15 protein-coding genes are annotated in these 13344 nt (G+C 62.5%); 7 read left to right on the top strand and 8 right to left on the bottom strand.

The features are described 5' to 3' along the window. Positions 1–149: 149 nt before the first annotated feature. The 4 genes from E8Q41_RS21745 to E8Q41_RS21730 form a co-directional block, all read right to left on the bottom strand. Positions 150–3254: an efflux RND transporter permease subunit gene (locus tag E8Q41_RS21745; RefSeq protein ID WP_137157667.1), complete on the bottom strand. Its 3105-nt coding sequence runs from the start codon at positions 3252–3254 to the stop codon at positions 150–152. A 12-nt stretch (positions 3255–3266) separates the two neighbouring features. Next, positions 3267–4364, bottom strand: coding sequence for an efflux RND transporter periplasmic adaptor subunit (locus E8Q41_RS21740; protein WP_246660286.1), 1098 nt, complete (start codon positions 4362–4364; stop codon positions 3267–3269). Positions 4365–4468: 104 nt separating this feature from the next. After that, complete coding sequence (locus tag E8Q41_RS21735; protein ID WP_137157665.1) at positions 4469–5026, bottom strand: TetR/AcrR family transcriptional regulator; 558 nt, start codon at positions 5024–5026, stop codon at positions 4469–4471. Between the two features lie 143 nt (positions 5027–5169). Further along, positions 5170–5568, bottom strand: a complete 399-nt coding sequence (locus E8Q41_RS21730; RefSeq protein WP_246660285.1) for a helix-turn-helix domain-containing protein — start codon at positions 5566–5568, stop codon at positions 5170–5172. Positions 5569–5688: 120 nt separating this feature from the next. Between E8Q41_RS21730 and E8Q41_RS21725 the strand changes: the two genes are divergently transcribed. From E8Q41_RS21725 to E8Q41_RS21715, 3 genes are all read left to right on the top strand, one after another. Further along, positions 5689–6564, top strand: a complete 876-nt coding sequence (locus tag E8Q41_RS21725) for an SDR family oxidoreductase (protein WP_137157663.1) — start codon at positions 5689–5691, stop codon at positions 6562–6564. Positions 6565–6724: 160 nt separating this feature from the next. After that, positions 6725–7942: a TadE/TadG family type IV pilus assembly protein gene (locus E8Q41_RS21720; protein WP_137157662.1), complete on the top strand. Its 1218-nt coding sequence runs from the start codon at positions 6725–6727 to the stop codon at positions 7940–7942. A gap of 106 nt (positions 7943–8048) precedes the next feature. Then, a complete protein-coding gene (locus E8Q41_RS21715; protein ID WP_137157661.1) occupies positions 8049–8726 on the top strand; it encodes a L,D-transpeptidase in 678 nt (225 codons plus the stop codon). A 2-nt stretch (positions 8727–8728) separates the two neighbouring features. Here the strand turns inward: E8Q41_RS21715 and E8Q41_RS21710 are convergent, their stop codons facing one another. Next, a complete protein-coding gene (locus tag E8Q41_RS21710; RefSeq protein ID WP_205910406.1) occupies positions 8729–9091 on the bottom strand; it encodes a VOC family protein in 363 nt (120 codons plus the stop codon). A gap of 73 nt (positions 9092–9164) precedes the next feature. Beyond that, positions 9165–9881: a YafY family protein gene (locus tag E8Q41_RS21705; protein ID WP_137157660.1), complete on the bottom strand. Its 717-nt coding sequence runs from the start codon at positions 9879–9881 to the stop codon at positions 9165–9167. 126 nt (positions 9882–10007) lie between these two features. Here E8Q41_RS21705 and E8Q41_RS21700 point away from each other — a divergent pair, with 126 nt between their 5' ends. Continuing rightward, positions 10008–10646, top strand: a complete 639-nt coding sequence (locus tag E8Q41_RS21700) for a 2-dehydro-3-deoxy-phosphogluconate aldolase (protein ID WP_137157659.1) — start codon at positions 10008–10010, stop codon at positions 10644–10646. A gap of 75 nt (positions 10647–10721) precedes the next feature. On the opposite strand, the gene E8Q41_RS21695 is transcribed toward E8Q41_RS21700, so the two are convergent. Then, entirely contained in the window at positions 10722–11015 is a 294-nt protein-coding gene (locus E8Q41_RS21695; RefSeq protein WP_137157658.1) for a helix-turn-helix transcriptional regulator, read from the bottom strand. Positions 11016–11028: 13 nt separating this feature from the next. Further along, positions 11029–11334: a type II toxin-antitoxin system RelE/ParE family toxin gene (locus tag E8Q41_RS21690; protein WP_170976572.1), complete on the bottom strand. Its 306-nt coding sequence runs from the start codon at positions 11332–11334 to the stop codon at positions 11029–11031. A gap of 257 nt (positions 11335–11591) precedes the next feature. Here E8Q41_RS21690 and E8Q41_RS21685 point away from each other — a divergent pair, with 257 nt between their 5' ends. The 3 genes from E8Q41_RS21685 to E8Q41_RS21675 all read left to right on the top strand — a co-directional run bounded on the left by E8Q41_RS21685 (position 11592) and on the right by E8Q41_RS21675 (position 13310). Continuing rightward, positions 11592–12314: a tellurite resistance TerB family protein gene (locus tag E8Q41_RS21685; protein ID WP_137157656.1), complete on the top strand. Its 723-nt coding sequence runs from the start codon at positions 11592–11594 to the stop codon at positions 12312–12314. An 83-nt stretch (positions 12315–12397) separates the two neighbouring features. Further along, on the top strand, positions 12398–13087 hold the full coding sequence (locus E8Q41_RS21680; RefSeq protein WP_137157655.1) for a GNAT family protein: 690 nt from the start codon (positions 12398–12400) through the stop codon (positions 13085–13087). A 1-nt stretch (position 13088) separates the two neighbouring features. Then, positions 13089–13310, top strand: coding sequence for a hypothetical protein (locus tag E8Q41_RS21675; protein WP_137157654.1), 222 nt, complete (start codon positions 13089–13091; stop codon positions 13308–13310). Positions 13311–13344: the final 34 nt, after the last annotated feature.

Genomic DNA, 13344 nt, shown 5'->3' with positions numbered 1-13344 from the left:
CGCCTGTCATATAGGCGCCGGCGCCCAAGGAATGAACAGACGCTAGCGCGCGGCAAATATGCATTGCATGCATAGCAATTCTTGTCGAATGGTAAAAATGCGAAGGGCCGCCTGTGCGGCGGCCCTTCGGCAGTCATTGCGCAATCGTCTCAAACGTGGGTCGGCCGCTTGGTCCTGAACAGCCGGAGCACGAAGACGAAGAAAGCCGGCACGAAGATGATCGCCAGCAGCGTCGCCGAGATCATGCCGCCGAGAACGCCGGTGCCGATGGCGTTCTGGCTCGCGGCGCTCGGTCCGGTCGCGATCGCCAGCGGCACGACGCCGAGCGCGAAGGCCAGCGAGGTCATGATGATCGGGCGGAAGCGGATCTTGGCCGCATCCACCGCCGCATCCTTGAGGCTACGACCCTCGGCGAAATAGTCCTTGGCGAATTCGACGATCAGGATCGCGTTCTTCGCGCTGAGACCGATGATGGCGATCAGGCCCACCTTGAAATAGATGTCGTTGGGCATGTCGCGGAGGAAGACCGCGAGCACCGCGCCGATGACGCCCAAAGGCACCACCAGCATCACCGACAGCGGGATCGACCAGCTCTCATAGAGGCCTGCGAGCAGCAGGAAGACGAACAGGAGCGAGAAACCGTAGAGGTAGGGGGCCTGCGAGCCCGATTCCAGCTCTTCCAGCGACTGACCCGTCCATTCATAGCCGAACCCTTCCGGCAATTGCTTGGCGAGTTCCTGCATCTTCTCGATGGCGGCCCCAGACGCCACGCCCGGCGCCGCCATTGCCGAAATGCGGACTGAGGGGTAGCCGTTGTAACCGATGATCTGAGCCGGACCGCGCTGCCATTTGACGTCGGCGAAGGCCGACAGCGGCACCATGCCGCCGCTGGAGTTGCGGACATTGAGCTTCAGCAGGTCTTCGGCCTGCAATCGGCTCCGCTCGCCCGCCTGCACCACGACGCGCTGCATGCGCCCCTCGTTCGGGAAGTCGTTGACATAGGACGAGCCGAGATTGGCGGTGATCGTGTCGTTGATGTCGGCGAAGGTGACGCCGAAAGTGTTGGCCTTTTCGCGGTCGATCTGCAGCAGCACCTGCGCGGCGTCAGGCAGACCTTCCGGACGAACGCCGACCAGCATGCCGCTCTGTGCGGCCTGACCCATCAACTGGCCGGCTGCGGCTTGCAGCGCCGCCTGGCCCTTGCCGCCGCGATCCTGCAGGCGGAAGGACAGGCCGCTCGCCGTTCCGAGACCCTGAATGGGCGGCGGCGACAGCGCAAAGGCCATGGCGTCCTTGAGGCCGAACAACTTCATATTGGCGCGGCCGGCGATCTCTTCGGCAGAGTTCCCGGGGCCGCGCTCGGACCAGTCCTTGAGCGTCACGAAGGCGAGCGCCGCATTGGGGCCGTTGCCCGAGAAACTGAAGCCCTGGACGGCGACGATGTTCTCGACCGCCGGCTCGGCGCGGAAGATCTTCTCGACCTGTTCGAGCGTCGCCACCGTGCGATTGCTGCTCGATTCAGCCGGACCTTCGACATTGACGATCAGGAAGCCCTGGTCTTCGTTCGGCACGAAGCTGCCCGGCAGCTGGATGAACAGGTAGCCGAGGCCGGTCACGATCGCCAGATAGACGATCATCATGCGGCCGGCGCGGCCGACGATGCCGGTGACGCCGCGGCCATAGCTGTCGGTCAGGCGACCGAATCCGCGGTTGAACCAGCCGGCGAGCCCCTTCTTCTCATGATGACCCTGCGGGATCGGCTTCAGGAACGTCGCGCAGAGCGCCGGCGTCAGCGACAGCGCCAGGAAGGCGGAGAACAGGATCGACACGACCATGGTCAGGCTGAACTGGCGATAGATGATGCCGGTCGAGCCCGGGAAGAACGCCATGGGGATGAAGACCGAGGCGAGCACCAGCGTGATGCCGAGGATGGCGCCCGTGATCTGGCTCATCGCCTTCTTGGTGGCCTCCTTGGGCGACAAGCCTTCCTCGGCCATGATGCGCTCGACGTTCTCGACCACGACGATGGCGTCGTCGACGAGAATGCCGATCGCGAGAACCATGGCGAACATGGTCAGCACGTTCACCGAGAAGCCGCTGACATACATGATCGACAGCGTGCCGAGCAGCGCCACCGGCACCACCAGCGTCGGGATGACCGTGTAGCGGAAGCTCTGCAGGAAGATGAGCATCACCACGAAGACCAGCGCGACGGCCTCGATCAGCGTATGCACGACCTTTTCGATGGAGGCGGAGACGAAGGGGCTGGTGTCATAGGGCACGGCGTAATCGATGCCGGCCGGGAAGAAGCCCTTGAGCTGCTCCATCTTGGCCTTGACGGCGTTGGCGGTGGCCACCGCATTGGCGCCGCTGCTCATCTGGATGCCGACGGCGGCGGTGGGTTGGCCGTTGAGGCGGCTCGAGAAGTTGTAGCTTTCCGAGCCGATGTCGACGCGGGCGACGTCGCGCAGACGCACCGTCGAGCCGTCCGCATTGGCGCGGAGCACGATATTGGCGAACTCCTTGGGATCGGTGAGCTGGCCCTTGACGAGGACGGTCGCCGTCAGATCCTGGTTGATCGGATTGGGAGCCGCGCCGATCTGGCCGGCGGCGACCTGGGCGTTCTGAGCGCTGATTGCGGCGGTGATGTCGTCAGCGGTCAGTTTCAGCCCGACCATCTTCTCGGGATCGATCCAGATGCGCATGGCGCGCTGGGCGGCGAAGAGCTGGACGTTGCCGACGCCTTCGATGCGGCGCAGTTCGCCCATCACGTTGCGGCTGAAATAGTCGCCGAGCGCCACGGCGTTGCGCTTGCCGTCCGTGGAGGTGATCGCCACCACCATCAGGAAGCCCGAGCCGGCCTGCTGCACCTCGATGCCCTGCTGGGTGACGGTCTGCGGCAGCCGCGGCTCCACGCGGCGGATGGCGTTCTGCACATCCACCTGCGCCTGGTCGATATTGGTGCCGGAGACGAAAGTCGCATCGATCGAGATCTGGCCGGACGAATCCGACGTCGATTCGAAATAGCGCAGGCCATCGACGCCGTTCAGCTCCTCTTCGATCGGCTGGGTGACGCTTTGGTAGATTTCCTGCGGCGAAGCGCCGGGATAAGACGTGGAAATCGACAATTGCGGCGGCGCGACGTTCGGATATTGCGCAATCGGCATGAAGGGCAGGGCGATGAGGCCGGCAATCGAAATGAAGATTGCGAACACCCAGGCCAGAATTGGTCGTTGAATGAAAAATTGTGCCATCAGGACGAGCCTTTAGTTCTTGGGCTGGGCAGCGGCTTCGGTAGCCACTTTCGCGCCGGGCTGAACCTTGGAGACGCCGTCGACAACGATGCGTTCGCCGCCCTTTAGGCCTCCTTCGACTGTCCATTGCGCATCGATCACCGGGCCGAGCGTCACGTCGCGCAGTTGGGCGACATCGCCTTCGCCGACGACATAGACCTGGGCGCGGCCATCCTGGGTGCGGATGACGGCGCGCTGCGGAATGAGGATGCCATCCTTGTTGACGGCCTGTTCGATGCGGATGCGGACATATTGGCCGGGCAGGAGGTCGCCCTTGGGGTTGGGGAATTCGGCGCGGAGCGTCACCTGGCCGGTGGTTTCATCGACGCTGGCGCTCGAAAACAACAGCTTGCCCTTTTCGGCATACATGTCGCCGCCGTCGAAGACGAGCTCGACGCGCGCCTGGCCGGGAGCGGGGCTTTCGAGCCGGCCGGCCTCGACGGCGCGCTTCAGCGACAGCATCTCGTCGACCGATTGGGTGAAGTCGGCATAGACGGGGTCGATCTGCTGGATCAGCGCCAGGTTCTGGGTGCTGTCGGCGGTCACCAGCGCGCCTTCAGTCACCAGCGCGCCGCCGATGATGCCGGTGATCGGCGCGCGAACCTCGGTATAGTCGAGGTTGATCGACGCTTCATCGAGCGCGGCCTGGGCGGAGGCGACATCGGCCGCGGCCTGCGCTGCGGCGACGGCGGCGTTGTCATATTCGACTTCGGAGACCGCGTTGCGCTTGCGCAGCTGGTCCTGGCGTTCGAGCTGCTGACGCGCGTTCTTCTCGGTGGCGATGGCGCGCTGCAACGTGGCCTGGGCGCTGGCGACGCGCACCTTGAAGAGCTTCGGGTCGATCCGGTAGAGCACGTCGCCGGCCTTGACCAGGCTGCCTTGTTCGAAGACGCGTTCCTGCAGAATGCCGGTCACGCGGGCGCGCACTTCCGCCGTGCGGGTGGCGGCGATGCGGCCCGGCAGTTCGCTCATCACAGGCACGGGCTGGGTCTTGAGGGTGATGACGCCGACGGCGGCCGGCGGCATCTGCTGCGCCTGGCCGAAGCTTTGCGAGGCGATCATGGCGGACATGGCGAAAGCCGTCAGTCCGAGGGCGATTTTTTTCATCGTCTTACCTTCAATCGTTTGTCTGAAAGAGTGAAATTCTGGGGTTGGGCGCGCGCCCGAAAAGGCGGTCAGGGTTCCGGAAAAGCAGCGTACATCACCCCGATGTCACGGAGCAGTCCGGCGCGCTCGGCCTCGCTCCATTGATAGAGGTCGAAATATTCCATGATCGTCATGCCGTAATAGGCGAGATAGGCGACGAGGGAGGCGCGCGGACGCCGGGCGTCCCGGGTGACGGCGGCCAGATCTTCGGCCGTGCATTGGCGAAACAGCGCCTGTACGCCTTCATCATGCGAGCTTGCGGCGCAGATGGCGAGCGCGACCGCCCTTTCGCTATCGGACGTCTGGGCGCCGGCCACGGCCAGCCGTCCGAAAAGGGGCGGATTGTCGGTTTGCTGCTGCTGGCGCTCGCTTTCGGCGATACGCTCCCGGTCGATGCGGATGCGGCGTTCGACCAGCGCGTTCAAAAGACCGGATTTGGTCTTGTAGTCATAGACCACGCGGGATTTGCTGATCCCGGCTTCACGGGCGACTTCGTCGATCGACAGGCCGACCGCGCCCAGACGCACGACCACGCGCTCTGCCGCGTCGAGCACGTCGTCGATCGAAATTTTGCGCGTTTTTGCCATCGGTGGTCCATGCAGGATTGCGAACGATCGTTCTTTTTATTGGCGCATTACATGGGGCCCGCCAGACTTTTGTCAATCTGGAAAACCTATTCAAGCTAAGTTTTTTTCGCGCCAAGCGACAGCAGATCCCGAAAAAGCCGAAATCAGGCCGCGACGGCCTGCGCGGAATCGAATTTAGCGCGGGCGATGCGGATATCGGGGTGGCGACGCTCCGCCCAGTCCATCAACGCCGAAATCGGGATCATCGCGTCGCGTCCAAGTTCGGTCAGTCCATATTCGACGCTGGGCGGCTTGGTTGGAAACACCTGTCGGCTGACGAGGCCGTCGCGTTCGAGATCTCTGAGCGTCTGCGTCAACATGCGCTTGGAAATGTCGGGAATATCGCGCGCCAAACTCGAAAAGCGCCGGTTCTCGGTCGCAAGCGACAGAAGGATGAGCACCGTCCACTTGTCGCCGATATGGTCGAGCACGTCACGGACCGGACAATTCTCGCGGCTGAAACCGAGCGCTTGCCACTTTTCCACGCGGTCGCCGGACCGCAGCGGTCCTGGTTGGTTCTTTGAAAGTAACCTGGGCATTGCAAACTGCCTCCTTTTCATTGCGGATTGTGGTCTCTATTATAGACCTGTCTTCATAATTAGACCATCCCCAAGGAGAATGTGATGTCCCAAGACGCTAAAAAATATCTGATCACCGGCGCAAACGGCCAGCTCGGCCAACTCGTGGTGCAAAGCCTGGTCAAAAAGGTCCCCGCTTCGCAGGTGATCGCGCTCGTCCGCAAGCCGGAAGCCGGAGCTGAGCTTGCTGCCCTCGGCGTCGAAGTGCGGATCGGCTCCTATGACGACCCGACCAGCCTTGATGCCGCTTTCGCGGGTGTCGACAAGCTGTTGCTGATCTCCTCGAGTGAAATCGGCAAGCGTCTGCCGCAGCATGAAAATGTCATTGCCGCCGCCAAGAAGGCCGGGGTTGCATTCATCGCATACACCAGCATCCTGCGCGCCGATTCCTCGCCGCTGGGCCTCGCCGTCGAACATGCAGCCACGGAAAAGAGCATCGCCGCCTCGGGCATCCCCTACGCATTCCTGCGTAATTCCTGGTATCTCGAAAACTATCTCGGCTCGATCGGTCCCGCCCTGGAGCATGGCGCTGTCGCCGGCGCGGCCGGCGAAGGACGCATCTCCGCCGCGTCCCGCGCAGACTATGCGGAAGCCGCCGCCGTGGTGCTGGTGAATTCCGATCAGTACATCAACGCCGTGCTGGAACTTGCGGGCGACGAAGCCTTCACCCTGGGCAGTCTCGCCGCCACGATCGGCGACCTCGCCGGCAAGCCCGTCGTCTACGCCTATATGCCGGAAGAAGCCTACAAGGCGATGCTGGTGCAGGTCGGTCTTCCCGAAGCCTTCGCAGGCCTCTTGGCCGATTCGGATGTCGGCGCTTCCAAGGGCGGTTTGTTTGATGAAGGCAAAGCCTTGAGCCGCATCATCGGTCGCCCCACCACGTCGCTGAAGACGGTGCTGGCCGCGGCGCTGGGTCAGTAATGCGCGCCGCGCCGCCCCTTGCGAAGGGCGGCGCGGATCCCCTTTACAGTTTAGGTTGATGCCCTGAATTTCTGACACATATTCACATTAGTATTTGTTAATACGGCATAAAGGTCAGCATGTTAGATCGGTGGTGCGCAATGATGCGCGTGAATGCCGGATGCCTGTGTTGTCGATGCTGTGTGGTTTGTTTCGTCGTTTTTTCCGCGCTCGCGGCGGTAATTTTGCTTTGACGGCGGCGATCGTGCTGCCTGTGCTTGTCGGCGGCGTCGGCGTGGCCTTCGACATGGCGACGATGGTCAATCAGCGGACGGTGCTGCAGAACGGACTCGACACCGCGTCTCTCTCGTCGGTCAGCGCGCTCGCGGCCAAGGACAAGACCACCGCGAATGTTCGCAGCTATGCCGTCGACTTTCTCGTCGCGCAGCTGTCTGGCCAGTTGCCGAGCGATGTGGTCGAAGAACTCAAGACCTCCACAACCGTGACGCCCGACAAGAAGACGGTCGGCACGAAGATCACCTACACGGTCTCCATGTCGGCGCGCATTACGGTTGAAATGACGCCTCTGTCGCGGCTACTCGGCATCGCCAACCGCAAGGTCGCAGCACGTTCGTCCACGTCGTCCGTGGTGGTCGGCAACGCCCTGTCGCTCTACCTCGTCGTCGACCGTTCGGGATCGATGTCCTGGGTGACCAACTCCGTGTTGCCGACACCCGTCAGCTGCCAGAACTATGTCGACCTGGACGACTGGGGATACTATCCGGACATCGGCTTCACTTCGCCCTGCTATCTCAACAAGATAGGCGCGCTGAAAAACGCCGCATCCAGCCTTTTCGATACGATAGACACGATCGAGGCGCTCGATTCGACCAATCTCGTCACGCGCACGGGATCGGTGACGTTTACCGACAAGCAGCAGACGGCGTCGAACCTCGCTTGGGGCACTACCACATCGCGCGCCTACATCAATGCGCTACCGGCCTATCCCTCTGGGGGAACCGATATGTCCGACGCCATGAACACGGCTTATGAGGCGCTGTCCGACGCCGGTGAAACGACAGAACACGCCAACCACGGCAACACCCATGTGCAGAAGTTCATCGTATTGATGACCGATGGCGAAAACACCGGCGCGAGCAACAAGCACAAGCCGTCGCTCGACACCAAAACGCTGACCGCTTGCACCAAGGCCAAGGACGCGGGCATCACCATTTACACCGTCGCCTTCATGGCGCCGACGCGCGGCAAGACGCTGCTCCTGTCGTGTTCGGGTTCGTCCAGCAATTCCTATACGGCTGACAATGCGTCTGAATTGATCTCGGCATTCGAGGCTATCGCCAAGAAGGTCTCCGACCGCGCCACCCGGTTGACCAATTGAGTCTGTTCACCCAGTCGTGAACGGGGAACCCTAACGACCGTCATACGTTTGCCTGCTCGGGCGGAGACATAGCGTCAAAGCGCGTGTCAGACGAGACGAGGTGTATATGACGACCAAAATTTCCCGGCGCAGCCTCATCCTGGGCGCGCCATTGCTGTTGGCGGGTTGCGCCACCGAGAGACGGGTGACCGGCATTGCAAGGCCGGCGGGGCCGCGCATCGATCCCTATTATCAGGCGATGTACGGGCCGGTGCTCAACGAGCCTTATCCTGTCGCCGCCGTCGATCTGCGGAAGGTCAATCCAAGGTTCTGGCGGCAGCAGGTGGTCTACGACACCTACGAGCCCGCCGGCACCATTGTCGTCGATATTCAGGAACGTTTCGCCTATTCGGTGCTCGGCAATGGCGAGGCCATCCGCTATGGCGTCGGCGTCGGGCGCGAGGAAGGCCTGAACTTTCAGGGCGAGGCGCGGATCGGCCGCAAGGCGGCCTGGCCGCGCTGGACGCCGACGCCCGACATGATCGCGCGGGATCCGGAAAAATATCTTCAATATCAGAACGGTATGGAGGGCGGGCCGATGAATCCGCTCGGCCCGCGCGCGCTCTATCTCTATGTCGATGGCCAGGACACGCTGTTTCGCCTGCATGGGACGGTCGAGCCCTGGTCGATCGGCACGATGGTGTCTTCGGGCTGCATCCGCTTTCTCAACCAGGACATCATCGATCTCTATGGCCGCACGCCTGTGGGAACGCGCGTCGTGGTCCAGTCCGGCGGCCTCGCCTGATCTCAGCGCGAGACGTGGAAAACGCGCAGCCGGTGACCGTCGGGATCGACGGCGGTGAAGGTGCGGCCGAAATCCGCCTCCGCCAGCGGCTGGATGATCTCGACGCCGCGCGCAGCCCAGCTTTCGGCGGTGGCGTCCACCTCGGCGTCGGTGCCGAGCGGGAAGCCGATTTCCGACCCGCCCGGCGCGGTGGCGGCGGGAATGACGCCGTCTTTGGTCCAGAGACCGAACTTCCAGCCATTCGGCAGCACATAGAGCGAGAAGGTCGGCGCGGCTTCGACCGCATCGAGACCAAACAGCGCGTCATAGAAGGCGCGGCTGGCGGCCATATCGGCGACGTAGAGAAGAATGTAGCTCGGGGTCATGATGTCGTCCTTTCCGGTGTCTGAGCCTCGGCCCATCCCGTGGCCTCGACGGACGATGTAGCCCGGCCTGCTGTCAGTTTTTGTCAGCAGCGTTTGGGCCAACCCCCTGTCGGCTTTTCCAGTCCTTGAGCATGGCGGCGCGGCGGCGCGGATAGCGACGGTCGAGCGGGCGCATATGGTGGATGCGGTCGGCGCGGAAGTGGCGATAGCCATCCCTGAGCGTGCACCAGGCGACGACGACGCGGACATTTTCGAAGAAGCCCAGCGCAAAAGGCCAGATCTCGCGGCGAGTGGCCGCACCGCGCGCGTCGGCATAGTCGATTTCCGCGGCTTGTTCTTCGCGGATCAGCCGGCGCATCAGCTTGAGATCGGCGCTCGACCCGGCGCGGGGAGGGGGGCCGACCAATAGGCTCGACGTCTCCAGGCGCTCAGCGAGATCGGCGGGCAAGACGGCGCCGATCTTGGCGAGGAGATGGCCTGCCGCATCCGACAGGCCTTCGTCGGCCCGGCTCGCTACCCAGCGGGCGCCGAGCACCAGCGCCTCGATCTCGTCTTCCGAAAACATCAGCGGCGGCAGGAGAAAACCGGGGCGCAGCACATAGCCGAGACCGGCTTCGCCCTCGATATCGGCGCCTTGGGCCTGCAGCGTGGCGATGTCGCGGTAGAGCGTCCGCAGACTGACGCCGGTTTCCTCGGCGAGCGCCTGGCCGGTGACGGGCCGCCTGTGACGCCGGAGCGCCTGCAACAGCTGCATCAGCCGCTCTGAACGGGGAAGGGCGGAACGGGACATCGGATTACCTGTTTGACCGCCGTCGGGACGCCTGCGGATCACGTCTGTCATATCCTTTTTGCTCGACACCGACAGCCGAGTTTAGTAGGTCTGCATCAAATTCAATCGTTTTAAGGGAGCGGCGACATGAACGCCAAGACCGAGAACCTTCTCTCCACGCTCAAGCTGCAGCCGGTCGTGCCGGTGATCGTGATCGACGATGTGAAATCGGCGGTGCCGCTGGCCCGCGCGCTGGTCGCGGGCGGCCTGAAAGCCATCGAAATCACGCTGCGCACGCCCGCCGCTCTCGACGCCATCAAGGCGGTGGCCGAGGAAGTCGAAGGCGCTGTCGCTGGCGCCGGCACGGTGCTCGACGCCCGCCAGTGGGAACAGGCGGTGAAGATGGGCTCGAAATTCGTCGTGTCTCCGGGCGCAGGCCCGTCGCTGCTCGACGCCGCCGACCAGAGCGACGTGCCGCTTCTGCCGGGCGCCGCCACCGCCACCGAAGTCATGCATCTGCGTGACCGCGGCTACAGCGTGCTGAAATTCTTCCCCGCCGAACAGGCCGGCGGCGCCGCCTATCTCGGCGCGCTGGCGTCTCCGCTGGCCGGCATCCGCTTCTGCCCGACCGGCGGCGTCTCGCTCAAGAACGCCCGCGACTATCTCAGCCTGTCCAACGTCGTCTGCGTCGGCGGCTCCTGGGTCGCGCCGAAGGCGATGGTGACGGAAGGCGACTGGGCCGGGATCACCAAGCTCGCGGCGGAAGCTGCGGCATTGGCTGGGTGACGCGCAGGGTTTCTGCTTGATCCCGGAGTGAAATGCCTGCCGCCGTCTCTTATGTCCCATGGACGGGAGGCGGCGTCAGGTGTCGACCAGTTCGATCTTTAGTCGCTTGCCGAGCGACCGCGCGGCGCGCTCCAGCGTGTCGAGAGAAATGCCGATATTGGATGGATCAAGAACACGGTCCAGCTGGGAGCGACTGGTTCCCATTTTTGCTGCCATGTCCGATTTTGACAGCGCTTGAGACTTTCTCTCTTCCTCGATCTGCCACGCCAAAACCTGCTTGATCGCAGCGCCGTACACCGCCTCTTTCTCGCCGAGTTCGTCGAGAAAGTCTTCTAACGAGCCGCCGATAACATCATCCTTTGTCGTCATATCTCGATGTTCCTCAGTTCAATTTGCGAATTTGATATTCTTTCCATCGCTTCATCGCGACTTTGATTGCCGCCTGCTGGCCATCTTTGCCTTCCGCGCCGTGAAGCAGCAGCATGACGCCGTCATCGATCCCGAAATAGGTTCTTGCTTCGACTTGACCATTCTTGATGCTCGATCGCACTTCGAGCACTCCGCCGCGCAGCGGTCTGCATGTCGGCATGCCGATCGGCCAGCCAAATTCGACCCTGGCGATATCGATCCCGACCACCTGTCGATCTATTTTGCCGAGGGACATCAGCCATTCTTTCACAGGCTGCATGCCGGTCTCGGTCGTGAAAAACCTCGCAACAATCCTTTTTGAGATTTGTACCATATTTGGATCAATTTTCAACGGAAGAATTTTTCGGTTGTGGTGAGTATCCCTTCATGGTTGCGCCGATGTCTCGATTTTTCCAGAGGCTCATGCCGAAAATTGCGCAAAATTTTCGGCGATTGGCGGATCGGCGTCATCCCCTTTGCATAATTGGCGCGTCATACCTATCTGCTGACGAGATCATCTCAACCGGAGGATATGGAATGTTCGACGCCAAGAAAATTCTCGACCAGTTTTTAGGCTCCAACATGCCTGGGGTCGGCGGGTCGGTGAAGGACCGGGCCGGACAGGTCACCCAGATGGCGAAGGACAATCCTCTGGCCGCCGGCGCTATCGCCGCGGTGCTGCTCGGCACTGGCACGGGCCGCGAACTGACCGGTTCGGTGCTGAAGCTCGGTGGTCTCGCAGCCATCGCCGGCCTCGGCTACCAGGCCTACAAGAACTGGCAGGACGGCAATCAGCCGCAGCCCGTGGGCGGGGCGCCTGCGCCTGCTCAGGGCCAGCCTGCGCCGGAACTGCTGCCCGCGCCCGCCGGCACCGGCTTTTCGCTGGAAGATCACGCAAATAATGACGATTTCGCGCTGATCCTGGTGCGGGCGATGATTTCGGCGGCCCGGGCTGACGGTCATATCGACGACGCCGAACGCCAGGCGATCCTCGGCAAGGTCAGGCTCGCGGGGCTCGATCCAGACGCCGAAGCCTTCCTCAGCGCTGAACTTTCCAATCCGGTCGATCTCGACGCCATCATCGGCGCGGCCAAGACCGAGAGCCAGAAGGTGGAGCTCTACACCGCCTCACGGATCGCGATTGATCCGGACACCCGCGCCGAACGCGGCTATCTCGATCTGCTAGCGGGTCGTTTGGGTCTCGCGGACGGATTGATCGACCATATCGAGGCGACCGTGGCCTCCGCCAAGGTCGGCTGACCCTCCGCCCATCACCGAAATTTATTTGTCGATCTCTCGGCGTGGTGATGAACATCATCCCCGGTTCTGTTAAGGAGACGGGGATGAAAAAGGAAGATCTCAGCAACTGGACACCCAGACCCGCGCCGAAGGCGGTGCGGCTCGAAGGGCGATATGTGACGCTCGTGCCCTATAAGCGGGATGAGCATAGTTTGGCTTTGTGGACAGCGCTCGGCGAAACCGGCGTCAATGCGCGGCTCAAATATTTCGCCGCGCCGGATTTCCAGACGGCCGAAGCCTTCGCCGATTGGCTTGACGCCGTCGAAAAAGCCGGATGGCTGCGTGAGGTCTTCATCGACAGCAAGACCGGCGATGTGGTTGGCATGGCGCATTACATGCGTCCTGATCCCGCCAATGGCGTGGTCGAGGTCGGCGGCGTGGCGCATGGGCTCGCCATGGCGCGCAGCCCGATCTCCACCGAGGCTCATTATCTGATGGCGCGGCATGTGTTCGAGGATCTCAGCTATCGACGCTATGAATGGAAATGCCACAATGACAATGCGCCCAGCCATGAAGCGGCGAAGCGGCTCGGCTTCTCCTTCGAAGGCGTGTTCCGCAAACATATGATTTCGCGCGGCGAAAATCGCGACACCGCCTGGTATGCGATGATCGACGACGACTGGCCGCGCCTGAAAATGGCGTTCGAAGCCTGGCTCGCCCCCTCCAATTTCGATGCGGAAGGCCGGCAACTGCATGGTCTCTCCGAACTTCGCACAACCATCACGGAAGGTTGACGTGTCCCAGCCAGAAGACAAGCGCGAGACGCGCAAGAACGCCATCGCCGCCGCCATCATTCTTCTGGGGGCGGGCCTCGTTCTCGCTCTCATGCCCAAGATCGTGCTGAGGCTCGGCAATGTGTCGCCCTGGCTCGGCTTTGCCGCCGGCGTGGCGATCATCCTGTCTTTCTTCGCGATCTTCTGGCTGCGCGCACGCTGGCAAAAACGCCGTTCACGGTGATTTTACGCGCGGCGCTGTAACAAAAGCCGCGCTT

Origin of the sequence: Rhizobium sp. FKL33 (assembly GCF_005222915.1) — a bacterium.
In the GTDB taxonomy this organism is placed as follows: Bacteria; Pseudomonadota; Alphaproteobacteria; order Rhizobiales; family Rhizobiaceae; genus Rhizobium_E.
The sequence above is the reverse complement of the archived record's forward strand: the minus strand, read 5'-3'. Positions and strand labels throughout refer to the sequence as shown.